Raw genomic sequence first — 24071 nt, 5'->3', positions numbered from 1 at the left:
ATTCAAACATAGCACCCGTCAAAGACGGGTGCTATCGGGGGTTTCAGCGAATTGGGGGGCTGGATTGGACGGACAGATTAAAATTAATTATTAAAACAATAATTTTACAGGTTTATATATAGAGGAAATATATGAATAGAGGATTATTCAATTTTTTAAATTCAAATACCACTTACCAAAATATAGATAAAAAATGGATCATCACTCTCGATAAATGCCATAAATTTTGGTACGACTTAATTGTATATCCAAACCAATTAAGTGAAAAGATTGATACCAATCGATTAATCCGCAATAAATTAAAGGAAATTGAAAAATCAGTTCAAAATCATTTAGATAAACGATTTGTTTATTTTATATGCTCTAGAACTAAAGTCCGTTTTAATACACGTAAAAAGATTTGGTTTAACCCTATCAATCAATATACCTACATCCCTATTATCATTGGTAAAAAAAACACAAAAAAATATATCAAAGTAAAGTTTATTGACTGTACTAATACTAAGAAACGTCCTAAAATTTCTTTACAAGATAAATTTATAAATATTTATTATCATAATGGTAACATTGAAACCTTTCCAATACACGAATTCCTTGATATTTGTAAATATAATTTAGGAATAAGTAATAAAGTAGAATATGTTGGATACACAAATGAACCAAGTAGAAGACCAACAAATGGTTCACATTCTGGACTAAGAGATATATTATATAAAGTTTCAAATGAAGATAATGACTTCTTGATTTACTTCAATACTTTTATTGTTAGAGCTCGTACAGAAGGAAACGTCCACGGATTAAATATTCTTTCTGCGAATGCCATGACTGATGAAATTGATGTAGATACTGAAGGTAAAATAATTGAAAAATGTTTCATCTCATACTTTAATTCAGAAAACCAAAATCGTAACCGTAAAAATGAAGATGCATATCTGAAAAACAATTTAGAGTTATTAATATCTAAATATAAAATCCATAGTATAGATATATTTTACGACCAAACGGAAGAAAGTGATTATACTCTATTCTCTTCTTCTACAATAACTGCAAAACACGATCATTATTTCTCAATATCATTAATTGATTCAGAAATTGCTGTAACACATGATATACCCCCTATTTTATAATGAAAAAAGCCCCCAGAACTCTCTAGCTCTGGGGGCTTTACTTTTCTATCTACGGTGAGCAGAGATGCTCACACTACGAATTTACTCTTCATCACCCGCATTTAATAACGCTGCTAGGCTTTGAGTTGCATCGTCTGCAACGAATTCGAATTCTGCTTCGATATCAGCATCGGTTGCGAATCCGTTAGCTTTTGCAACCGGCGCTTCAAAAGCGACCGCTTGTTCTGGCTGGTTACGTTTTTTCGCACGGTTTTGGTGATATGCGAAACCTGTACCAGCCGGGATTAAACGACCTACGATTACGTTCTCTTTCAAGCCACGTAATTCGTCACGTTTACCTGCCACTGCCGCTTCAGTAAGAACACGTGTGGTTTCTTGGAACGACGCTGCTGAGATAAATGACTCGGTTGCAAGCGACGCTTTGGTAATACCAAGTAATTCACGTTCGAACTCAACAAGTGGTTTGCCTTCTTCTGCACGTTTACGGTTAGCAATTTTCACGCGTGAAACCTCAACTTGTTCCCCTTCGAGGAATTCGCTGTCGTATGCGTTGGTGATAACCGCTTTACGTAACATTTGGCGAACGATAACTTCGATGTGTTTATCGTTAATTTTTACCCCTTGTAAGCGGTAAACTTCTTGTACTTCGTTTACGATGTAATCTGTTACAGCATGAACGCCACGTAAACGTAAGATGTCGTGCGGAGTTTCTGCACCATCAGAGATTACGTCACCACGTTGTACCATTTCGCCTTCGAATACGTTGAGCTGACGCCATTTTGGAATCATTTCTTCGAATGCTTCGCCTTCTGCCGGAGTAATCACTAAACGACGTTTACCTTTAGTTTCTTTACCGAATGATACGATACCTGAAATTTCAGCAAGGATTGCCGGCTCTTTCGGTTTACGTGCTTCGAATAAGTCTGCTACGCGTGGAAGACCACCGGTAATATCTTTCGTACCCACAGATTCTTGCGGAATACGTGCTAATGCTTCACCGACTTCGATTTCTGCACCGTCATCTAAGGTTACGATTGCTTTACCCGGTAAAAAGTATTGTGCTGCAACGTCTGTGCCTGGAATTAAGATATCGTTACCTTGTGCATCTACTAAACGTAATGCCGGACGTAAATCTTTACCTGCTGTTGCACGTTCACCCACATCTTGTACCACGATAGATGATAAACCGGTTAATTCGTCGGTTTGACGCGTAACGGTTAAGCCGTCTACGATGTCGCTGAATTGGATGCGACCGCTTACCTCTGAGATGACCGGCATTGTATGCGGATCCCAGTTAGCAACCACTTCACCTACTGCAACTTCTGCACCGTCGTTTTTAGAAAGCACCGCACCGTAAGGTACTTTATAGTTTTCTTTGGTACGACCGAATGTGTCGATAACAGTTAATTCTGTGTTACGTGAAGTTAATACGATTTTGCCTTCTTTGTTAGTTACAAATTTGGCGTTAGTTAATTTAATCGTACCTGCGTTTTTCACTTGGATGCTAGATTCTTTTGCTGCCGCAGAAGCCGCACCACCGATGTGGAACGTACGCATGGTTAGCTGTGTACCCGGTTCACCGATTGATTGCGCCGCGATAACACCCACTGCTTCACCTTGATTGATAAGGTGACCGCGAGCAAGGTCACGACCGTAACACTTCGCACACACACCGAAGTCTGTGTTACAAGTTACCACCGAACGTACTTTGATTACGTCCACAGATTCCGCATCAATCACATCACACCATTTCTCATCGATTAAGGTGTTACGTGGAATTAATACTTCTTCCGTACCCGGTTTTAATACGTCTTCCGCAACCACACGACCTAATACACGATCACGTAATGCTTCTTTAACGTCACCACCTTCGATTAACGGAGTCATCACGATACCTTCGTGTGTACCACAGTCATCTTCAGTGATTACTAAGTCTTGTGCTACGTCTACTAAACGACGTGTTAAGTAACCTGAGTTCGCTGTTTTTAATGCGGTATCCGCAAGACCTTTACGCGCACCGTGGGTTGAAATAAAGTACTGAAGAACGTTCAGACCTTCACGGAAGTTCGCGGTAATCGGTGTTTCGATGATTGAGCCGTCCGGACGAGCCATAAGACCACGCATACCGGCTAACTGACGAATCTGAGCTGCAGAACCACGCGCACCCGAGTCAGCCATCATAAAGATACTGTTGAATGACGCTTGTTTTTCCGGGTTACCTTCACGGTTGATAACTTCTTCCGTTGAAAGGTTTTCCATCATTGCTTTTGCAACACGTTCGTTTGCCGCCGCCCAAATATCGATTACTTTGTTATAACGTTCACCTGCAGTTACAAGACCTGAGTTAAACTGTTCTTGGATCTCTGCCACTTCCGCTTCCGCCGCACGAATAATTTCGTGTTTTTGCGCCGGAATAACCATATCATCGATACCAACCGACGCACCTGAACGCGCAGCGTATGCGAAACCGGTATACATAATTTGGTCGGCAAGAATTACAGATTCTTTTAAACCTAAACGACGGTAGCTTTCATTGATTAATTTTGAAATCGCTTTTTTACCTAACGTTTGGTTGAATACTTTAAACGGCATACCTTTCGGTGCGATCATCCATAAGATGGCACGACCGATTGTGGTATCTAATAATTTAGTTTCCGCAACTAATTCACCCGCTTCGTTTTTCACGTGTTCGGTAATACGAACTTTTACGCGAGCGTGTAATTCGGCTTGACCGGTACGGTATGCTTTTTCCGCTTCACGCGGGTCAAGGAAATACATTCCTTCGCCTTTCGCGTTCACTTTCTCACGGGTCATGTAGTAAAGACCTAATACAACGTCCTGAGAAGGAACGATAATCGGGTCACCACTTGCCGGTGAAAGTACGTTATTGGTAGACATCATTAACGCACGAGCTTCTAACTGAGCTTCAAGTGTTAATGGTACGTGTACCGCCATTTGGTCACCATCGAAGTCCGCATTGAACGCCGCACAAACAAGCGGGTGTAACTGGATTGCTTTACCTTCGATTAATAACGGTTCAAACGCTTGGATACCCAAACGGTGAAGTGTCGGCGCACGGTTTAATAAAATCGGGTGTTCACGAATAACTTCCGCAAGGATATCCCATACGATCGGTTCTTCACGTTCAACCATTTTCTTCGCAGCTTTGATTGTTGAAGCAATGCCGCGAGATTCTAATTTAGAATAAATAAACGGACGGAATAATTCCAATGCCATTTTTTTCGGTAAACCACATTGGTGTAGGTGTAAGTAAGGACCTACGGTAATTACCGAACGACCTGAATAGTCCACACGTTTACCTAATAAGTTCTGACGGAAACGACCTTGTTTACCCTTGATCATATCTGCAAGAGATTTTAACGGACGTTTGTTAGAACCTGTAATCGCACGACCACGACGACCGTTATCTAATAACGCATCAACAGACTCTTGTAACATACGTTTTTCGTTACGTACGATGATGTCCGGCGCTACTAAATCTAATAAGCGTTTTAAACGGTTATTACGGTTGATCACACGACGATATAAATCGTTCAGATCCGAAGTCGCAAAACGACCGCCGTCAAGCGGTACTAACGGACGAAGATCCGGTGGAAGCACCGGTAATACGGTCATTACCATCCACTCCGGTTTATTGCCGGATTGTTGGAATGCTTCTAATAATTTTAAGCGTTTTGTGATTTTTTTACGTTTAGTTTCAGAGTTAGTTTCTTGTAACTCTTCACGCATCATTTCACATTGGTGCTCTAAGTCCATATCGCGTAAAAGTGCTTGAATACCTTCCGCACCCATTTTCGCTTCAAACTCATCGCCCCAACGCTCTTCCGCATCTAAGAACTGTTCTTCGGTTAATAACTGATTTTTTTCTAAATCGGTCATACCCGGTTCGGTAACAACATAAGATTCGAAGTAAAGTACACGTTCGATATCACGTAACGGCATATCTAAGATTAAACCGATACGGGACGGAAGTGATTTTAAGAACCAAATGTGTGCCACCGGACAAGCAAGTTCGATATGACCCATACGGTCACGACGTACTTTAGTTTGGGTTACTTCAACGCCACATTTTTCACAGATTACGCCGCGGTGTTTTAAACGTTTATATTTACCGCATAAACATTCGTAATCTTTTACCGGCCCGAAGATACGTGCACAGAAAAGACCGTCACGCTCAGGTTTAAAGGTACGATAGTTAATTGTTTCCGGTTTTTTCACTTCACCGAAAGACCAAGAACGGATTTTATCCGGTGACGCTAAACCAATTTTAATTACATCAAAATCGTCGTTCGATTTCGATTGTGCTTTTAAAAACTTTACTAAGTCTTTCACTTTTTGCCCCTAGTGAGGAATTAAAGTTTTGCTTAGAACGCAAGGCTCTAAACGAGGAAATCTGAGTTTTACAAGCGGTCGAATTTTGCAAAAATTTTACCGAATCCGACCGCTTGAGGGCTGACGACTAGTCTTCGTCCAGCTCCATATCGATACCTAAGGCACGAATTTCTTTCAACAATACGTTGAATGATTCCGGCATACCCGGTTCCATTTGGTGTGTGCCGTCCACGATGTTTTTATACATCTTCGTACGACCGTTCACATCATCCGATTTAACCGTTAGCATTTCTTGTAAGGTGTAAGCGGCACCGTATGCTTCTAATGCCCAAACCTCCATCTCACCGAAACGCTGACCACCGAACTGCGCTTTACCACCAAGCGGTTGCTGAGTAACAAGACTATAAGAACCGGTTGAACGTGCGTGCATTTTGTCATCAACCAAGTGGTTCAATTTGAGCATATACATATAACCTACGGTTACAGGGCGCTCGAATTTCTCACCGGTACGGCCGTCAAATAAAGTAATTTGACCTGAAGTCGGCAAGCCGCCTAATTCTAATAAGCCTTTGATTTCGCTTTCGTGCGCACCGTCGAATACCGGGGTTGCAAGCGGTAAACCTTTACGTAAGTTTTCTGCTAAACGCAACACTTCTTCATCGGTAAAGGTGCTTAAATCTACCGATTGTGAACCGTGGCCTAAATCGTATGCTTTTTGGATATACTCACGCAATTTCGCAACAGATTGCTGTTGTTTAATCATTGCGTTAATTTGGTCACCGATACCTTTCGCAGCTAAACCTAAGTGCGTTTCTAAGATCTGACCGATGTTCATACGAGATGGTACGCCCAGCGGGTTCAATACGATCTCAACCGGTTGGCCGTTTTCATCGTACGGCATATCTTCAACCGGGTTGATTTTCGAGATAACACCTTTGTTACCGTGACGACCCGCCATTTTATCACCCGGTTGGATTTGACGACGAACCGCTAAGTAAACTTTAACCACTTTTAATACACCCGGTGCTAAATCGTCACCTTGGATGATCTTGTTGCGTTTAATTTCAAGTTTACGTTCAAACTCTTTACGTAATTCTTCGTGTTGTTCCGCGAGCTGTTCTAATTGATTTTGTTTCGCTTCGTCATCTAAGGTTTGTTCTAACCATTTCTCACGAGAAACTTTATCTAATTCAGCTTCAGATACGCCACCTTCGATTAATAAGTTGCGAACACGGGTAAATAAGCCTGCTTCTAAAATCTCTAACTCTTCAGTTAAATCTTTTTTCGCTTCTTTAAGTTGCATTTCCTCGATTTCTAACGCACGTTTATCTTTTTCAACGCCGTCACGAGTAAATACTTGAACGTCAATAACCGTACCTGAAGTACCGTTTGGCACACGTAATGAAGAATCTTTAACGTCAGATGCTTTCTCACCGAAAATTGCACGTAAAAGTTTTTCTTCCGGTGTTAATTGGGTTTCACCTTTAGGCGTTACTTTACCAACTAAGATATCACCGCCTTTAACTTCCGCACCCACGTAAACGATACCTGATTCATCAAGTTTGCTTAATGCCGATTCACCTACGTTTGGAATATCTGCAGTAATTTCTTCCGCACCAAGTTTGGTATCACGTGCCACACAAGATAATTCTTGGATGTGGATTGTTGTGAAACGGTCTTCTTGTACCACACGCTCAGAAACTAACATTGAGTCTTCGAAGTTATAACCGTTCCATGGCATGAACGCCACACGAATGTTTTGACCTAATGCTAATTCACCTAAATCTGTTGAAGGACCGTCTGCTAAGATCTCACCACGCGCTACCGGCTCGCCTAAATTCACACAAGGAATTTGGTTGATACAGGTATTTTGGTTTGAACGGGTATATTTAATTAAGTTATAGATGTCGATACCTGCTTCGCCCGGAATCGTTTCATCTTCATTTACTTTAACTACGATACGAGAAGCATCAACACGTTGTACGATACCACCACGTTTCGCCACAATCGCTACACCTGAGTCAAGTGCGATTGGTTTTTCCATACCGGTACCGACTAACGGTTTATCCGCACGTAATGTCGGAACAGCCTGACGTTGCATGTTCGCACCCATTAACGCACGGTTCGCATCGTCGTGCTCAAGGAACGGAATTAACGCTGCCGCAACAGAAACTACTTGTTGTGTTGAGATATCCATATAGTGAATATCTTCCGGTTTATATAAACCCGACTCACCGTGTTCACCACGACAAGTTACGTAAGTATCGGTAAAACGGAAATTCTCATCTAAGTTTGAGTTAGCCTGCGCGATAACATAGTTACCTTCTTCGATTGCCGATAAATACTCGATATCTTCGGTTACTTGACCGTTTACCACTTTACGGAATGGTGTTTCTAAGAAGCCGTAGTTATTAGTACGTGCATATACCGAAAGTGAGTTGATCAAACCGATGTTCGGACCTTCAGGGGTTTCGATCGGACATAAACGACCATAGTGAGTAGTATGTACGTCTCGAACCTCAAATCCTGCACGTTCACGGGTTAAACCGCCCGGACCTAATGCCGAAATACGACGTTTATGGGTAACCTCTGAAAGCGGGTTATTTTGGTCCATAAATTGCGAAAGTTGTGAAGAACCGAAGAACTCTTTCACTGCCGCAGAAATTGGTTTCGCATTGATTAAATCTTGCGGAGTAATGCCGTCTAAATCGCCTAATGATAAACGCTCACGCACAGCACGCTCTACACGCACTAAACCGATACGGAATTGGTTTTCAGCCATTTCGCCTACTGAACGAATACGACGGTTACCTAAGTGGTCAATATCGTCCACTTCGCCACGACCGTTACGGATTTCGATTAATTTCTTCATCACGCCGGTAATGTCGTCATTACTTAAAATGCCTGAACCTACGCCTTCTTCAAGATTTAACGAACGATTGAACTTCATACGACCAACCGCTGATAAATCATAACGATCTGCTGAGAAGAACATATTGTCGAATAACGCTTCCGCCGCTTCTTTTGTCGGTGGCTCGCCCGGACGCATCATACGGTAGATTTCTACTAATGCACTTAAGCGGTCATAAGTCGGATCAACACGTAAGGTTTCAGAAATATACGGACCGTGATCTAAGTCGTTAGTAAATAATACTTCGATCTCTTTGTAACCTGCTTGCGATAATTTCGCTAACATCTCCATTGAGATTTCCATATTCGCCGGACAAACTAATTCGCCGGTTGAAAGATCAACATAATCTTTCGCTGCAACTTTACCTACGATGTACTCTACCGGCACTTCGATTTGTTTAATTTCGTCTTTTTCTAATGTACGAATATGACGTGCGGTAATACGACGACCACGTTCAACATACACTTTACCGTTCGCTTCAATATCAAACGCAGCGGTTTCACCACGTAAGCGTTCCGGCACCAACGTCATTAATAATTTATTATCTTGGATTTCAAAGTTCACTTTATCGAAGAACATCGATAAGATTTCTTCGGTCGTGTAACCTAAAGCACGTAAAATAATCGTTGCCGGTAATTTACGGCGGCGGTCGATACGTGCATAAAGATTGTCTTTCGGGTCAAACTCGAAGTCTAACCAAGAACCACGGTAAGGAATAATACGTGCGTTATAAAGCACTTTACCTGATGAGTGGGTTTTACCTTTGTCAGAATCGAAGAATACGCCCGGACTACGGTGTAACTGAGATACGATTACACGCTCGGTACCGTTAATCACGAATGTACCGTTATCGGTCATTAATGGGATTTCGCCCATATACACGTTTTGTTCTTTAATGTCTTTTACCGTACCGGCTGCCGCTTCACGGTCAAAAGTCACTAAACGTAATTTTACGCGTAATGGTGCTGCATAGGTTGTACCACGAATTTGACATTCACGAACGTCAAATACCGGCTCGCCTAATTCGTAAGAAACGTATTGTAATTCAGTCGCACCATTGTTGCTCACAATTGGGAATACTGAACGGAATGCCGCTTCTAAACCTTGTTGTCCATCTGAATCTCTTTGAATGAATTTTTCGTAAGAATCAAGCTGAATTGTTAATAGATAAGGTACGTTAAGAACTTGTGGACGTTTACCAAAGCTCTTACGAATACGCTTTTTCTCGGAATATGAATATGCCATTGCTAGATAGCCTTCTGATTTTCTTATTTGGTTGAGGTTACACAATCCGACCGTCATTTGAACGGGCTGGAAGTGGCATTAAATTTGTACGAGGTGTCATTTTCCAATCGCCTTACTTGAGTCAAAAATCACTACTGCAAGCGGTCAAATTGGGTGGGATTTTTACAAATTTAGCTTATTAAAATGACAAAATAGGCTAATGCTTCCAAGCACAAAAGGCTAGAAGAAAATCATCTAGCCAATTTGCATAGTTTAAGGGAAAGGATTATATAAATGTTTAGCGAAAATGTAAAGTAAGTACTAATCTCTATAAGGATGCCAATCAACCGGCTGAGGAAGTGTGCTGAATGTTCCTTCGACCATTTTCTTATGAGAATCACAATACCTATTTGGGGCTTTAAAAAGACCGCATAATTCTTTCATTTGGCTAATTGCCTCCTCTTTATTATTTGATGGAACCCCCTCATATTTAACAAATCCTAGAGATGAAATATATCCTAATGCTGATTTTATTTCTTGTGCATCAACCTTAGCCCGATCTTTAAGTGCTTTTAATGCCCATTTATAAGCCAATTCATCAGTCTGTAGAGTATGCTTAAAATAATAAATTTGTGCTAAACGTGCACACGCCACGCCTCTTTCCTCCGTCCATATCTGATCATCAGGAAGATTTGCTATATCCTCATAATTCCATAAGATATTCAATTCTCTAGGCCTCACTCTAGACAGACTTTCACTATAGAACTAGTACATATCTGTAATTGCTAGTTTTGCCAGATTTCGAATAATATAACTAGAAGGATCATCTAGCCATTCTTTAGAACTATTCCAATAATTATAGGCTTTTAAATAGAATTCCAAAGCTTTATCATAATTGGGATTAAATCTAGAAAATTTTTCACAAAGTCCATATCTAAACCCATTTCCTACATCTAAGAAATTAACTACGTGACCTCTAGCTGCTCCCATGCTAGCTTCACGTTCTTTCCAATAGAATGCCTTTTCAATATTGCCATCTTTACAATATTCTATTGCAACAAACATCATTGAGCTGGGATCATTCCCATTCTCTGCCTTATCTAACATCTCTTGAGTTGGCGCAGCCCAAAGTTAAGAAATACTTACTCCTAATAATGCAATAAAACATAAGTGAGATTTTAATTTCATCCTTCTACCTCATCACTATCTCATACGCCAGTCAAAATTATAATCCTCCAAAGCCATTTTGAGATATTCCTCATAACTTGTAGGAGCTGGAGTAGTAGCAAAACTTTTCTCCAGAATATTAAGATAAATTGAAAGAAAACCATCTCGGTTTTCAATCGCCTCTATTAAAGAACAAAAATCTTGTTCTGTACGCTCTATGGGATTTTTAGTCAAATAAAGTCGGATTTTTGATTCCCAATCATTTAGAAAACCTAATAATTCAAACTTAAATGCTTCAATTTGTTGCAACTTCTCTTGAGCATCAAATTTGAGTTTTTCTAGTTCATTCATTTTTTACTCCATATAAAAGAATTTTATTTTTGACAAAGGGGATGTTTTAGCTAGAAATCTGAAAGACCTAGAATTTACTTTCTTAAATCTTCATATTCTTCTTTAATTTTTCTATATCGTTCCGATCGAGAAGAATCTTCACCAGAATATATTCGTTCTAACGTTTCTGCAGAATATACAAGCTGAGTATATGCCCAAACTATTTGTTCCTGAGAACCTTTATTAGCCGCTATAAATTCTTCTAAATCTTCTACTAACTCTTCTAATGTATTAATCGTTTTCTCTTTATTTAATACAGCTAAACATTTAGCTCTATTCTCATCACTAGGTTTGTAAAAATAAGGGAAGCCATTACTAAGCACATTCTCACCACACTTACCTTGATATAAATTATACAAAGTGCCTTTAAGTAAAATTTCTTGAATTTCTCCATCAGTATCTTTAATTACATCTTCCGCAATTTTAATAAATTGATTATAGTCCCCCCGTTCACTAGCATCTGTTAATTGCTTAGACATCTCTTCAATATACGCTTCCGATAATTTCTTAGCTTCTGTACTCCCCATAGTGACAATTGCTGATAATATAACAATTAATACATTTCTAAATTTCATGGTTGTTTTCCTATGTATTTACTTCTTCAGAATAAGATTTAATTTTAAATGGCTTTGAAGAAATTTGATGGCGATCAGATTTCTTAATTTTCATGGACAATGCCGTAGGAATATCAACTTCATTCTCTACTTCTACAAAACTGACAAAATGTGTTTGAGCATCGCTATTTTTCAAATAGTCTAGTAAACGCTCATCAAACGTAATATAAAAAGTCTCATTTTCCTCCATACAAAAGAATTTTAGTTTGGCAAAGGGGATTGCTTTAGCTGTAAAGCTAAAGCATCTAGGAGTATACTCCTAGAAAAATTGATTAATTAATGCGCAAACATTTATAGCTTTTTAACTTCTAAAAATGCAAAAACCCCGATGTTTCCATCGGGGTTTACTTAACTACAAAGCAGCTTATTTTCTTGCCAAGCTAAATCTAAATGTCGTTGAATTTTTGTTACCGTCTGCTGAGTGATCGGAAATGTTTTAGCGATTTCTGAAAAATCAGCGATACTCTCCACGACTTCTTGAATAGCTGTTTTCGCCTCATTCCAATGATTAAAGCCTGCCACTTCTGCTAGCTCTTGAATAATATTTAGTGGCGGAGCTTTACCATATTGCCTAAATCCCATCGAATGCTGACCGTGCCTAAGTGGACTATAGGTAATATCATACGCTAAAGACGGTTGCCATGCTCCCTGTTCATCTTGTACGAATGACCAGTTTTTTGAGTGATCATCTTGGTTCAAACTAAATAAATTAAACATTGCGCGACAAAATTGTAATTGGCTTGCCACTCGAGATTGACATAATACTTTCGTTGCTTTGATCAGTCCGAAATAATCAATCGAGGGCATTCGATAACTCGCATCAAGTAAACCGCATAATGTATGCGTATGTACTCTCCCAAAAGATCCGGAAACGTAATCAAAACGTTTTACCGCAAGCCAATAAAATTGCCCTTGTTCCAATAATTTCCATTTAACCGGTTTTAACCCAGCCTTTTGTGCCATTGAAAGGTATACCACCTCCAGTAATCCTTCTTCATGTTTGAGAGGTAAAGATTTCGCTGTAAATTTCACAATCCAAGCATCATCTTCGGGCAAGGCTTGAGTTCTACAAATTTGTGGGTTAGCCTCTGACATAAAAATCTGTGCCTTTGGTCTTGCTCCTCCGGAACTTCCCGCTTGTAAAAGTGTTTGTAATACCTCATCTGTTCGACCTTCAAAAATTTGCTGTGCATTTCTGCCTAGCTCAAACAAATTTGTTTCTTCTTCATATTGAGATTGATGATTGACCGGCTCAAAGGATAAAGCACCAATACCTGTATCACCAACAAAAGCAAGGCGATCAAGCGGTGATATTTGATACAAATTTAGCTGATTTGCTTCGAAAAAACGATCTTGTAATAGTAATCCCCAACCGTCAGGTAAACTATCTGCAAATACACCGTGCAAGCCATCGTGAGGTGAAACAGGGGCAAGTTGCAACGCTGTAGTTTTTTCTAATTTAAAAGGGGAAAGATTTGGATAGTTGGATAAATAATTCGTATCGTAAGCAAAAAAAATCCCTTGTTTATTTTCTGCAAGCTCACCTACTCGGATTTTCCTACCATCCATTAATGTTCGATAAACGGTAAGTTGTTTCGTTGGCATAATTTTAACCACGTAATACCTCCGCTATTGTTCTGGGTAACTGAGGATACTCTTTAGTTAATTCGACCAACCGATCCATTTTATCTAATACTAACCATAATGCTAAAAATTGGCGTAACGAGATTTGGTAAGTTGTTTCAAAATGGCGAATAGTTGCTTCCGGTACTGCTGATCTCTCTGCGAGTTTTTTACGAGATAATTTTGCTTGCTTACGTTTCTTTTTAAGATATTCCGCAAGTAACTTTTGCGTATCTACATCATCATAAAGTGACAACATTTTATCAAAAATAAACCTTTTAAATTAAAAATTGATAAAATCATATCAAATCATTACATACTTATCAATTTAAGTAATTAAACATATCTCTAAAACGCAAAAACCCCGATGTTTCCATCGGGGTTTTGTTGAACTTGAAGTTCTGGAAAAGTTAAATCAAAAATTATTTGATTTCTACTTTCGCGCCAGCTTCTTCTAATTCTTTTTTAAGTGCTTCAGCTTCTGGTTTAGAGATGCCTTCTTTTAATGCTGCTGGTGCAGATTCAACTAAGTCTTTAGCTTCTTTTAAGCCTAAACCTGTTGCACCACGTACTGCTTTGATTACTGCAACTTTGTTTGCGCCTGCTTCTGCAAGGATTACATCAAACTCAGTTTTTTCTTCTGCTGCCGCTGCTGCTGGAGCTGCTGCCGCTACTGCTGCTGCAGCTGAAACACCGAATTTTTCTTCCATCGCTGCGATTAATTCAACGATTTCTGATACTGATTTAGAAGCGATCGCTTCAATGATTTGTTCGTTAGTTAATGACATGACAATCAATTCCTAAAGTAAATAAGTTGTTAAACGAGTTAAGAAGTTTTCTGCAAAAAATTATGCAGCTTCTTGTAATTTGTCGCGTAATGCCGCAAGAGTGCGAACAAGTTTGCCTGCCGCAGCTTCTTTCATTGTGCCCATTAAACGTGCAATTGCTTCTTCGTAAGTTGGTAATGTAGCTAAGAATTCTACATCTTGTACTTTACCTTCAAAGGCTGCACCTTTAAGTTCAAACTCTTTGTTTGTTTTCGCAAATTCAGCGAATAAACGAGCTGCTGCGCCCGGGTGTTCGTGAGAGAATGCGATAAGAGTCGGACCGGTAAACGTATCTTTTAAGCACTCGAATTCTGTGCCTTCAACCGCACGACGTAATAAAGTATTACGTACAACACGCATTGTTACACCAGCTTCACGAGCAGATTTACGTAACTCAGTCATTTTCTCAACTGTTACGCCGCGAGAATCCGCAACAACAGCTGAAAGGGCACCTTTGGCAGCTTCGTTTACTTCAGCAACAATCGCTTGTTTGTCTTGAAGATTTAATGCCATTGGTTTTAGCTCCTGATACACTCCACTAAAGTGGAATTTACAAAAAACCTCAAAAAACTCACCGCTTGCATTGCAAGTAGCAATCTTCTGAGCCTAAGGTGTCCAGAAGCAGAAAAGTCTGTCTGTTCACCATCTACGTAGGCCAAATTAAGAGATGATTAACATCATTTCACCTACGGTCTTGGACGGGGCTTGATAGGCAAGCACCATCAATATTTGCGATAATGCAAAATAGGTTAGGAATTCTACGCTGATTTTTTAAACGTGTAAAGTGGAATTTATTTGGATTCACTAAAGTATACTTTATTTTTGCATAAAAATAATACCGACACATATACCAAGACCAATACTCACACTTAAGCCGAAACTTGCTACTGCAGGTGTGGTACTAAACGCCAACAGACAGAAAGAAATCATGGTTGTTGTCGCTGCTAACAAAATCGCAGTTATTTTTGTAGCTAAATTTTCAGCTGAATATTGCATATAAACCGTATAATCAATGCCAATTGCGGAAACCAACAATAAACCGAACATCGTAAATAACGTGATTGGTAAGGAGAGCCAACCGAATGTTGCAACCGTTACTATAACCGCTATGATAGGAGGTACTAATATTGTCACTGTCGATTTTCGTCCGAATAAACGCCACAACGCTACGCCTGCAAGTAAAAACGATATACCTTTTAATAAAGCGGCATCATTCCGTGTCTGCTGAAATGCCTGATTTAAGTAAGTACGTTTATCTTGCCAAAAGATATCTTTGTTATTTGCCAATGCAGATAAATTTTCAGCATTCTTTATCTGTTTAATTTTAATTAAAGTTGCAACTTGATTCGAATTCAATTTACCAAGATAGAGTGTTTTCCACCCTTGTCCCAAAGTTGTATTTAAGGCTTGCTGTAAAGAAACCGGCGATTGTCTTTGTAATTGATGAATAGATTGTATTATTTCCTCGCTCTCCACTCCCAATTCAATTAGCGGTTGATATGCAAGCGGTTGAATTTTTGCACTCAATTGCAACTGGAATTGTTGCTGTTCTTGCTCGGAATTAAGCCATTGACTCAATGCTTGATGAGACTGACCTAATGCAGTAAGTTGCCGTGATAGCACTTCTGCTTTACCTAATAATTGTTCATCGTTATCCGCAACAATAAGGAAATACTGGCTTCCTAAATCAATCCCAGTTAATTCACTAATTTGTTGTGCTTCTTGTAACATTTCATTTGGCATTGCAACCCATTGACGAATATCGTCCTGCCATTTAGAACGAAATACACCAACGATTATGAGTAAGCAGAGTAATATTTTTATACCTTTATGTTCCAATATTCTCGGCAATTTAATGTTATCAATCGGAAAACGAGGTCGGTGAGAAAAATCCACACTCGCAAACATGGGTGGTAAAAATAATATTGTTGCGATAATTGCCGCCACCAGTGCTACTGCAGAGAAAAGGGCCGTTTGTTTGAGGATTGGTAAATCAGTGAACCAAAGTAAACCATAACCAAATAAAGTAACCATTAAACTAATTAAGAAAGTCACTTTATGATCTTTCATCGCTTGTTCTGCTTGCCAATTGCGAACAGATAATGAAGAAGCTAACCAATGTAGCGGAAAGTCAATCAGTACGCCAACTAAGCTGGTACCGATGACAAGTGTTAGCAAATGAATTTTTCCTAACATAAAGACCGTAGCAACGACTCCTGTCGCCATACCAATCAAAATAGGCATAAAAAGTGATAACACCCGCCACGAACGAAAGACAGCGATTAATAAAATAAGGGTTAAGCTGACCCCAAGGCCACTCATTAATGTGCTTTCAGTTTCTGCCTGTTGTTTGGCTACTGCTGCAAATAGTGATGTACCTGTAACTTTTAATTCTGCTTGTAGTGCTATCGCAGTTTGACGATTCTCCGCTAATAACATTGGTAAGGATTGTTCAGCATTTAATAAATCGGACTGCTTTAGTTCAGCTCGCAATAGAACCCAGGTTTTGGACTGACTTTCCGTAAAAATCATGCCTGTTTCAGCATTCCAACGCATCTTAGACAGTTGCTGAGCTTGAGGTAAAACAAACCGCCCTACACCCAACCAATCTTGTTCGAACGGAACCAACTGGCTTTGCTTAAACGGATTAACGATTTGCTCAGCATACGTTTGAAAATAGGCTTGTGGCGATTCTAATAATTGCAATCTAATTTCTTTTGGCAATACCGCCCATTTCAATAATTGGATTTCTTCTTGAAGTTGATTAAGGCTAGGTTCTGTTTTAACAAAAACTTGCTGAAATAAACCGCTTTTTTGCCATTGTGAACTAATCTCCGTAGCAAGTAAAAATGCTTGTTTAGCGTCCTTATGTCCAATAAGCGCAATAACTTGCCTATTGAGTTGTTGCTCTTGCTGGCGATCCGCTTCCATTTGGATACTTGACCACTTCTGAGTTTGGGGCAAAAGTGATCGCAAATCAGTCTCAAACCATTCTGAGGTTAATTTTTGTATGCTAAATAATGTGAAAATCACGAATAAAAATACCGCATATGATATGCGGTAAGCGGTCATTTTTTGCATAAATTTTACTTATTGTAGGGCTGATAAAATACTTTCTGTGAGCGGCTGGTTCAGCTGATGTTTGCTAAACTGAATAACTGTTCGATCACCTTGTTTTTCTTTCAATTCGATCGAACTCACAACATTACCGCCTTCAAGAGTAATTTTTTCGAAAATTTGTTGCATCAATAAACTGTTTGGTTTGAGCGATAACTGCCAATTTGAAGCGGTTCCGGTAAGACTTAAATCAAATTGGCTTGATAATGCAGATATATCGCCGCTAAGCAACCCTAAAAATAATTGGATTTGCTCTACTTGTCCCACACTCGAATTAGCCACCCAAGTTGAACCGTTCCATTGAGAGATCCCTTGAGAGGTAACTTTCATTTGGCTCATAAAAGGTTTCTCCATTTGCCAGAGCAGTCCTTTTTGTGCCACTAAGGTAAATTTTCCTGTTGCGACTATCGGTTTAGCTAGAGATTTTAAAAAGCGCTGCTGGATAAAATCACCTTGTACAGATTGAGGTTTTTGTAATTGTCGAATCAGCTCAGTTTGAGAGAAACCCCATGAAAGCGGACTAAAGAAAAGTAAAAATAAAAGCAAATATTTTTTCATTAACATTCCCCTACAAGCGGTCGAAAACCCTCAAAATTTTGCACAGCACCTCGCCATGATAACGGTGTTTCAAATTGTGTTTCTCGACTCTCAATCTCTATTGCCATTTGTGTCGTTGAACCTTTCGTTAACTTTTCGCCCGTTAGCGCATCAACAATAATATAATCAAAACGAATACAACTTTCATATTCAATTAATGCAAGTTCCACTCTAATTTTTTGGCGAAAGAGTGCCGGTTTGACATATTTTAAATCCAGTGCCACGATCGGATAGGCAAAACCATTTTGACGCATAACATCATAGGTATAATTAATTTCTTCCAAAAAGGCACAACGAGCCATTTCCAGATATTTCACATAATGTCCATGCCACATAATGTTCATTGAATCTACATCAAAGAACTGAATCTCATACTCAGATTGATGCTTACAATAAATATGTTTTTTCATTCTCATAGATATAAAAAGTGCGGTCAATTGCCGCACATTTTACAAAATTTATTTCACAATGTCGCCTTTTAACGCTACGCCTGCAATACTACGTCCTGCATGACATTCAAATTGTGAGGTACTTTTATACTCATTCTTCTTGTAATAACTCACTAAATTACCCACTTTAGTCGCACCTTCTTTCTTTGCTCGTTCCTGGAATTTTTTAACTGCGGACAAGAACGCCCATTGGCAAGCTTCTAAATCGCTTTTATTAAGCGCGTTCGTTTTTGGATTTGTCGTGATCCCCTTACGAATAGCCTTCCCGGGAGCCGCTTTTCCGAAATAAAGTTTTACACTTGGATCAAGCACTTCTTTTGCTTGCGGTGAATTTAACGCTTCCTGAATAGAATAGTAATGTGTTGTATTACGAGGGGCACACGCTGCCATAATTAATGCGGTACTTACTACACCTGCTACTTTCACTAATTTCATGTTGTTCTCCTATATGAACCCATACTGCATACACTATTTTTGTTGCCAAAAATCATAAAAATTAAACCATAAATATGGATTTTTTGCACATTCATTCGCTAATAAATCTGCATAATCTTGCATAGCTCGTTGAATCTGCTGCTGACGGATCTTTCCTCTTCCTTTAATAGGCGAAGAAAAATGCCGAAGCTTCAAACAATATTTGCCATTTTCTTTTAAACTAAAAATCGTATTAATCGGTGCTTTCAACAAACTCGCTAATAACCATGCTCCTTCTGGAAATTCAGCCAACTTACCTAAAAAATTAACTGTTTGGGTCTTACCACCTCTTACAGGCACACGATCAGCTGCGATAGCGATCCATTCGCCACGCTCAATCCGCTCACTCAACTCCAACATTATGTGCGCATCTAAATCTTCTACCTGAATCAGAGGTAATTCATCTGCTCCTGCATCAACTAATGCTTGGTTAAACGCTTCAGCATGTTTGCTATGAACCAGTGCGTTGAGTTTAAAATTCGGATGATGGCCGTTATTAAGTAAAGCTCGACAAATTTCAATATTACCGAAATGAGAACAAATTAATATTTGCCCTCTTCCGCCGGCATCAATCTCTGCATAGAGATTTTCGCTATCATCAATCACTAAATCCGCATAATGTATTTGATGTTGCCAAACGGCAAATCGGTCTGTAATAGCCTCTCCAAAAGCAAGAAATTGACGAAAAATAGTCGCTCCTTTTAATCTCACTTGAGGGAAATAAGCAGTCAGATTTTGCTGATATTCTGCAATATATCGGCGAGTTTTACTTGAGGTTAAATAAAAATACAACACGACCCAAAAAGTAAAAAAGCGGATTAGCCAAAGTGGACAATATTGCACAATGAGGCGAGTTAGCATTAGAAAAAAATGGGTTCCTCGCTCTTGCTGATTTGCCCAGTGTCGCTGATTCTTTCGAGTAACCGTCATTAAAATTTCCCCGTAAACACTCGACCCAACATCCCGAAAAACAATCGGGCATGCATTTTACTAATCAGCCAATTATCAGCCCAACCTCTAAAATGAGATACGCCATCTTCATCATATTTTACGGGAGTTTCTACCCAAATCATTGGTATCTTACGCCACTGGCAATGTACAAGAATTTCAATATCAAAATCCATTCGATCACCTAGTTTTTCTTGAGTAAGAATAGGCGCAACTAACGCTAAAGGATACAAACGAAAACCGCACATTCCGTCTTCAATCTGAGTTGATAAGGTATTTATCGCAATCCAGAAATTAGTGATTTTACGTCCGTACAAACGTGCTCTAGGCGCATCAATACCATAAATCGGTTTACCACAAATAAGCGCTGTTGAATGTTGCTTAGATATTTCCACCATTGCTTCAATATCAGCTAAATTGTGTTGCCCGTCCGCATCGACTTGTATTGCATGCGTAAAACCTTGCTGATAAGCCCATTGTAACCCTGTTTTAACTGCCGCACCTTTTCCCCCATTCTGTGAGCGAAATACGACGGATACATTTGGCTGTTGAGTTATCTGTTTCAATATTTGTTGCTGAGCATCATTCGAACCGTCATCTACAACTAATACTGGCAAACCAAACCCTAGCAATTGCTCAATGACCTTCGCAATCGTATTAACGTGATTGTAATGAGGTATTAATGCAACAATGTTAGATTTCACTGCCATGGCTATGCTCCGCATTTTTTCTCGATAATTAGACCGCTTGCACAAATCTCACCGTTACCTTTCAACTGAAATTTTACCCGCTGTTTTACAACATCCCAATTAAGTGTTAAATGTAAGTCATCATGCGGACGTAAAAACTGTTGGAATTTCAAATTATCCACTCGCTCAATTTCAATTTCTCTCTGTAATAAGCGAGGGAGTTGTTCTATTACCCATTGCAACTCAATTACTCCCGGTACCAACGGAAAATTTGCAAAATGCCCTTTAAAATAATGCAAATCTAGTGGCACTTTTCCTATTAATTCAAGAGAATTGTCTTGTTCAATCGTATGCAACCAGATTGGATCACAGATATTGTTGTGACAAACAGACTCGAAATCTTGGCGCAAGATTTTAGATTGAGCATTGCGAGGTAACTTGTCAGTTAAACGCCAATAACGTGGCAAAGCAAATTTTTCTTGTGTCATAGCAAGCGCTTGTTTCAAATGATCCGTCAAATATTTACGGCCATTCTCACGTAAACAATCAATGCCCTCATCACTCAATGCCAACCATGCTACCGCTCGCTGTTTCTCAGGGTGTTGTGCGACATAAGCATCAGCAACCCATGAGTGCTTTAATAAATCCTGTTCAATTTTCACTAATGACACTCTTTTATCACCCAATTTAACAATGCGATCTAGACGTCCTAATAATTCAAATCCATCACCAAAAAATTCCACGGCATCTGCTGTTTGCTCTCTCCCTTGCGTACGTCTAGATTCAACCCATAACGCTTGCTGCTCATTTGTACCTAAATGCACATCTTGCAAAGGCTTCCAGTGCTGATAAGGCTGACGAAAAGCGATACAACCTGTTTCCGTACTGCCATAGCCCTCTAATACGGGACAACGCATTGCCGTCTGAACTTGTTCAGCAAGTTGCTCGTCTAACGCACCACCGGACGAAATAACGCCAACAACATGTTGTTCCGCTAAATGAGGTAATGCCAAATTTAAACGAGAAAGTAAAGCTGGGCTCGTGATCCATAAACACTGCGAACTCTGCTTACTTTCCGCCAATAAATATTCGGGATAAACTAATTGCTCACGACCTATTGTCCATGCTCGTCCTTCCAAGCAATGCCAAAGTGGAATCAAAACTCGATACGTCAAACCATAAAAATGCTGAATGCTTACACTACCGATTGTATGGGTACCACTTTGTTGGAAAGGTAAAAACTTGCCGACCTCAATTGCCTCTTGCCATAAAAGTGAAGCGGTTTTCTTTAAAATCTTTGCCTCACCGCTACTGCCTGAGGTTTTTAACCAAACTTCTGTCTGGCATTGCCAATCTACAAGCGGTAAAAAATCCACAACTTTTTGTAAATGCCCATAGCTTTGGAAACGAATGTCATCAAATAGGATATCGGCATTTTGTTGTAGCCAGATCTGATTTTCGTCCAACAAGTTAGGGGGCAATAACACCTTCACATCGGCACGGAAACAAGCTAATAAGACGCAAGCAAATTGGGCGGCATCTTCTAACCATAAGCCAACAGACCTCACATTATCTTGTTGGAATTGCTGTGAAATTTGTGTTACTCGCTGGAAGAAATCACCACTGAGCCAAATAGGATTTAATGCAATAGGATTTTTATTCATAAAATTAAAATGTTCTGTTATGTTTCGGACGAATCAGCCATTCTCCCACCATGACGATTGCCATAATAATATAGGCAATCACACCGGTATAAATCGCCCAAGCATCAACTCGCTTAAGACAAATCAGCAATACCGTTACCGTAATATTTAAGATAAACACCGCACACCAAACTTGGGTTACTTTGCGGGTATAAGCTATTGCCTCAGCAGGTAAATTAGGATCTTGTAAGCGAGCGAATTTTTCGATGACCGTCTGTTTTGCCCATAAACTACTACCAAAGATCATCAACATAAAAATATTAATCGCCACAGGATACCAATACATCCAATCTAAGCCTCGACTTATACCGACCACCCCCAACATGATAGACATAAAAAATGCAAAAAAACGCTGAAAACCGACCGCTTGCATCCCTTGAAAGAACCATAAGAATGCAAGGCTAAACGGCATATAAGTTAACCAATCCATCTCTGGTGATAACCACCATAATAGTGGATAAGCAATGCTAAATATGCTTAATAAACAATGAGTTACAATATTGACTACCCGCATAACACTCCAAACTGATCGAGCTGTTCTGCCGTACAAATTTGTTCAAACGCCATTTTGCTGATTTTTGATTGGCTATTACGTGGCAGTTTATCGGTAAATCGCCAAAAACGAGGCAAGGCAACTTTTTCTTGTGTTATTGATAAATGCTGCTTTAAAGTTGCAACCAATATTTTTCGGTTCTGCTTGTATAACTGTATCCCTTGCGAAGAAAGCGCTACCCAAGCGACTAAACGATTTTGCAAAGGATGTTTACCAATATAACAGTCCGAAACTGCCATATGTCGTTGTAAATTTTGCTCAATGCTTGCTAATGAAATTCGCTTGTCACCCAGCTTAATAATACGATCAATACGCCCTAAAATAGCAAATTGTTGATTTGAAAATTCAACTACATCCTCACACTGCTCACGCCCTTCTAACCAATCGGCTTCAATCCATAATGTAGAACGCTCATCAATCCCGACTTTTGCAGTTGGCATTGGCTGCCAAAGAGAAGAGTCTTTCTTAAACGCTATCGCTCCCGCTTCAGTAGTTCCATAGAAATCAGTGACATGAAAACCCGTTGAATTAAAAATCGTGTCTGCCACACCTGACGTCAGTACACCTCCCGCCGAGACAATTTCGCTAAGCGAGGGAAAAGATAAACGCAACCAATCAATGCTTGCCAACATTGTAGGGCTACTAATCAGCACTGTTTTTTCCGTTTGACGACAAGCTTGAGCCACGTTTTCAGGAAAGAACTGTTGTTTACGTCCAATCTGCCAACCTAATACCAACGGCATCATAATTTGACAAATTAACCCATATAGATGCTGAATACTCACGGTACAAACCGCAGTAATTTGATTACCGGATTCAAATTCAAATGCTTGTGCACAGACTTGAGCATTTTTCCATAGTTGTCCAGCCGTTTTTACAATCGTTTTAGGCTGACCGGTACTGCCAGAGGTTTTCAGCAAAAGTTGAGTATCAGCAATAAAGTCAGCAAGCGGTCGCTTTTTCTCACTTTTCAGCAACTCAAGTTGGTTAGCGAATTCATCAAAATGCCTCGCTTTTTCAAGCGTAATCGAAACATCGGTAAGCCAAATATCAACCAGCTGATTCGCCCAAGCTATACTAGCTTCAGTAAAATTAGGAAGGAATAAGGTACGAACATTTGCATGCCAGCATGCTAACAGCGTGCAAGCAAGTTTTGCTCCATCTTCAAACCAAAGTGCAACCGTATGAATTTGTTGCTTTTGAAGTGCTGTCGCAATTTGCCAAACACGCTGTTCAAAATCGGCATAATACCAAGTAGGATGTTGAGCAATAAGCTCTGTTGATGAGTAATTCATTCGTGAAGAG

21 protein-coding genes are annotated in these 24071 nt (G+C 39.6%); 1 reads left to right on the top strand and 20 read right to left on the bottom strand.

The features are described 5' to 3' along the window. Positions 1-131 precede the first annotated feature (131 nt). A complete protein-coding gene (locus NYR63_RS09510) occupies positions 132-1127 on the top strand; it encodes a hypothetical protein (protein WP_279457308.1) in 996 nt (331 codons plus the stop codon). Between the two features lie 81 nt (positions 1128-1208). On the opposite strand, the gene rpoC is transcribed toward NYR63_RS09510, so the two are convergent. From rpoC to NYR63_RS09410, 20 genes are all read right to left on the bottom strand, one after another. Continuing rightward, the gene (gene rpoC, locus NYR63_RS09505) at positions 1209-5480 is read right to left on the bottom strand and encodes a DNA-directed RNA polymerase subunit beta' (RefSeq protein ID WP_279457307.1); all 4272 of its coding nucleotides are present in this window, start codon (positions 5478-5480) and stop codon (positions 1209-1211) included. A gap of 127 nt (positions 5481-5607) precedes the next feature. Beyond that, entirely contained in the window at positions 5608-9636 is a 4029-nt protein-coding gene (gene rpoB / locus NYR63_RS09500; protein WP_279457306.1) for a DNA-directed RNA polymerase subunit beta, read from the bottom strand. Positions 9637-9936: 300 nt separating this feature from the next. Continuing rightward, the gene (locus NYR63_RS09495) at positions 9937-10269 is read right to left on the bottom strand and encodes a hypothetical protein (RefSeq protein ID WP_279457305.1); all 333 of its coding nucleotides are present in this window, start codon (positions 10267-10269) and stop codon (positions 9937-9939) included. A 111-nt stretch (positions 10270-10380) separates the two neighbouring features. Beyond that, complete coding sequence (locus tag NYR63_RS09490) at positions 10381-10722, bottom strand: hypothetical protein (protein ID WP_279457304.1); 342 nt, start codon at positions 10720-10722, stop codon at positions 10381-10383. A gap of 96 nt (positions 10723-10818) precedes the next feature. Continuing rightward, a complete protein-coding gene (locus NYR63_RS09485; protein WP_279457303.1) occupies positions 10819-11133 on the bottom strand; it encodes a hypothetical protein in 315 nt (104 codons plus the stop codon). A 74-nt stretch (positions 11134-11207) separates the two neighbouring features. Continuing rightward, a complete protein-coding gene (locus tag NYR63_RS09480; RefSeq protein ID WP_347710371.1) occupies positions 11208-11699 on the bottom strand; it encodes a hypothetical protein in 492 nt (163 codons plus the stop codon). Positions 11700-11757: 58 nt separating this feature from the next. Next, a complete protein-coding gene (locus tag NYR63_RS09475; protein ID WP_005599219.1) occupies positions 11758-11976 on the bottom strand; it encodes a hypothetical protein in 219 nt (72 codons plus the stop codon). A 158-nt stretch (positions 11977-12134) separates the two neighbouring features. Continuing rightward, on the bottom strand, positions 12135-13391 hold the full coding sequence (locus tag NYR63_RS09470; RefSeq protein WP_279457301.1) for a type II toxin-antitoxin system HipA family toxin: 1257 nt from the start codon (positions 13389-13391) through the stop codon (positions 12135-12137). A 4-nt stretch (positions 13392-13395) separates the two neighbouring features. Beyond that, complete coding sequence (locus NYR63_RS09465; protein WP_279457300.1) at positions 13396-13668, bottom strand: helix-turn-helix domain-containing protein; 273 nt, start codon at positions 13666-13668, stop codon at positions 13396-13398. Positions 13669-13831: 163 nt separating this feature from the next. Beyond that, positions 13832-14197, bottom strand: a complete 366-nt coding sequence (gene rplL, locus NYR63_RS09460; protein ID WP_279457299.1) for a 50S ribosomal protein L7/L12 — start codon at positions 14195-14197, stop codon at positions 13832-13834. Positions 14198-14257: 60 nt separating this feature from the next. Beyond that, positions 14258-14749: a 50S ribosomal protein L10 gene (gene rplJ / locus NYR63_RS09455; protein WP_279457298.1), complete on the bottom strand. Its 492-nt coding sequence runs from the start codon at positions 14747-14749 to the stop codon at positions 14258-14260. 303 nt (positions 14750-15052) lie between these two features. After that, positions 15053-17317: an MMPL family transporter gene (locus tag NYR63_RS09450; protein ID WP_279457297.1), complete on the bottom strand. Its 2265-nt coding sequence runs from the start codon at positions 17315-17317 to the stop codon at positions 15053-15055. Positions 17318-17326: 9 nt separating this feature from the next. Then, entirely contained in the window at positions 17327-17911 is a 585-nt protein-coding gene (locus tag NYR63_RS09445) for a LolA family protein (RefSeq protein WP_279457296.1), read from the bottom strand. Continuing rightward, on the bottom strand, positions 17911-18360 hold the full coding sequence (locus NYR63_RS09440; RefSeq protein WP_279458553.1) for an acyl-CoA thioesterase: 450 nt from the start codon (positions 18358-18360) through the stop codon (positions 17911-17913). Before NYR63_RS09440 ends, NYR63_RS09445 begins: the two co-directional genes overlap by 1 nt. Before the next feature lie 48 nt (positions 18361-18408). Next, positions 18409-18834, bottom strand: coding sequence for an excinuclease ABC subunit A (locus NYR63_RS09435; RefSeq protein WP_279457295.1), 426 nt, complete (start codon positions 18832-18834; stop codon positions 18409-18411). A gap of 33 nt (positions 18835-18867) precedes the next feature. Next, positions 18868-19803: a glycosyl transferase family 2 gene (locus NYR63_RS09430; RefSeq protein ID WP_279457294.1), complete on the bottom strand. Its 936-nt coding sequence runs from the start codon at positions 19801-19803 to the stop codon at positions 18868-18870. Beyond that, positions 19803-20531 carry a glycosyltransferase family 2 protein gene (locus NYR63_RS09425; protein WP_279457293.1) on the bottom strand — a complete coding sequence of 243 codons (729 nt, stop codon included), beginning with the start codon at positions 20529-20531 and terminating at the stop codon, positions 19803-19805. The genes NYR63_RS09430 and NYR63_RS09425 overlap by 1 nt, the downstream gene beginning before the upstream one ends. Before the next feature lie 2 nt (positions 20532-20533). Next, positions 20534-22174, bottom strand: a complete 1641-nt coding sequence (locus tag NYR63_RS09420; RefSeq protein ID WP_279457291.1) for an AMP-binding protein — start codon at positions 22172-22174, stop codon at positions 20534-20536. A 4-nt stretch (positions 22175-22178) separates the two neighbouring features. Beyond that, entirely contained in the window at positions 22179-22643 is a 465-nt protein-coding gene (locus NYR63_RS09415; protein ID WP_279457290.1) for a hypothetical protein, read from the bottom strand. 74 nt (positions 22644-22717) lie between these two features. Continuing rightward, positions 22718-24061, bottom strand: coding sequence for a class I adenylate-forming enzyme family protein (locus NYR63_RS09410; protein ID WP_279457289.1), 1344 nt, complete (start codon positions 24059-24061; stop codon positions 22718-22720). Positions 24062-24071 lie beyond the last annotated feature (10 nt).

Source organism: Actinobacillus genomosp. 1 (genome assembly GCF_029774175.1).
Lineage (GTDB): Bacteria > Pseudomonadota > Gammaproteobacteria > Enterobacterales > Pasteurellaceae > Actinobacillus.
The sequence above is the reverse complement of the archived record's forward strand: the minus strand, read 5'-3'. Positions and strand labels throughout refer to the sequence as shown.

Bases quoted from the DNA above. Each gene is read 5' to 3' on its own strand.
- NYR63_RS09510 (WP_279457308.1), top strand. From the start codon at position 132: ATGAATAGAGGATTATTCAATTTTTTAAATTCAAATACCACTTACCAA.
- rpoB (WP_279457306.1), bottom strand. From the start codon at position 9,636: ATGGCATATTCATATTCCGAGAAAAAGCGTATTCGTAAGAGCTTTGGT.
- NYR63_RS09490 (WP_279457304.1), bottom strand. From the start codon at position 10,722: ATGTTAGATAAGGCAGAGAATGGGAATGATCCCAGCTCAATGATGTTT.
- NYR63_RS09485 (WP_279457303.1), bottom strand. From the start codon at position 11,133: ATGAATGAACTAGAAAAACTCAAATTTGATGCTCAAGAGAAGTTGCAA.
- NYR63_RS09480 (WP_347710371.1), bottom strand. From the start codon at position 11,699: ATGGGGAGTACAGAAGCTAAGAAATTATCGGAAGCGTATATTGAAGAG.
- NYR63_RS09475 (WP_005599219.1), bottom strand. From the start codon at position 11,976: ATGGAGGAAAATGAGACTTTTTATATTACGTTTGATGAGCGTTTACTA.
- NYR63_RS09470 (WP_279457301.1), bottom strand. From the start codon at position 13,391: ATGCCAACGAAACAACTTACCGTTTATCGAACATTAATGGATGGTAGG.
- NYR63_RS09465 (WP_279457300.1), bottom strand. From the start codon at position 13,668: ATGTTGTCACTTTATGATGATGTAGATACGCAAAAGTTACTTGCGGAA.
- rplL (WP_279457299.1), bottom strand. From the start codon at position 14,197: ATGTCATTAACTAACGAACAAATCATTGAAGCGATCGCTTCTAAATCA.
- rplJ (WP_279457298.1), bottom strand. From the start codon at position 14,749: ATGGCATTAAATCTTCAAGACAAACAAGCGATTGTTGCTGAAGTAAAC.
- NYR63_RS09450 (WP_279457297.1), bottom strand. From the start codon at position 17,317: ATGCAAAAAATGACCGCTTACCGCATATCATATGCGGTATTTTTATTC.
- NYR63_RS09445 (WP_279457296.1), bottom strand. From the start codon at position 17,911: ATGAAAAAATATTTGCTTTTATTTTTACTTTTCTTTAGTCCGCTTTCA.
- NYR63_RS09440 (WP_279458553.1), bottom strand. From the start codon at position 18,360: ATGAAAAAACATATTTATTGTAAGCATCAATCTGAGTATGAGATTCAG.
- NYR63_RS09435 (WP_279457295.1), bottom strand. From the start codon at position 18,834: ATGAAATTAGTGAAAGTAGCAGGTGTAGTAAGTACCGCATTAATTATG.
- NYR63_RS09430 (WP_279457294.1), bottom strand. From the start codon at position 19,803: ATGACGGTTACTCGAAAGAATCAGCGACACTGGGCAAATCAGCAAGAG.
- NYR63_RS09425 (WP_279457293.1), bottom strand. From the start codon at position 20,531: ATGGCAGTGAAATCTAACATTGTTGCATTAATACCTCATTACAATCAC.
- NYR63_RS09420 (WP_279457291.1), bottom strand. From the start codon at position 22,174: ATGAATAAAAATCCTATTGCATTAAATCCTATTTGGCTCAGTGGTGAT.
- NYR63_RS09415 (WP_279457290.1), bottom strand. From the start codon at position 22,643: ATGGATTGGTTAACTTATATGCCGTTTAGCCTTGCATTCTTATGGTTC.
- NYR63_RS09410 (WP_279457289.1), bottom strand. From the start codon at position 24,061: ATGAATTACTCATCAACAGAGCTTATTGCTCAACATCCTACTTGGTAT.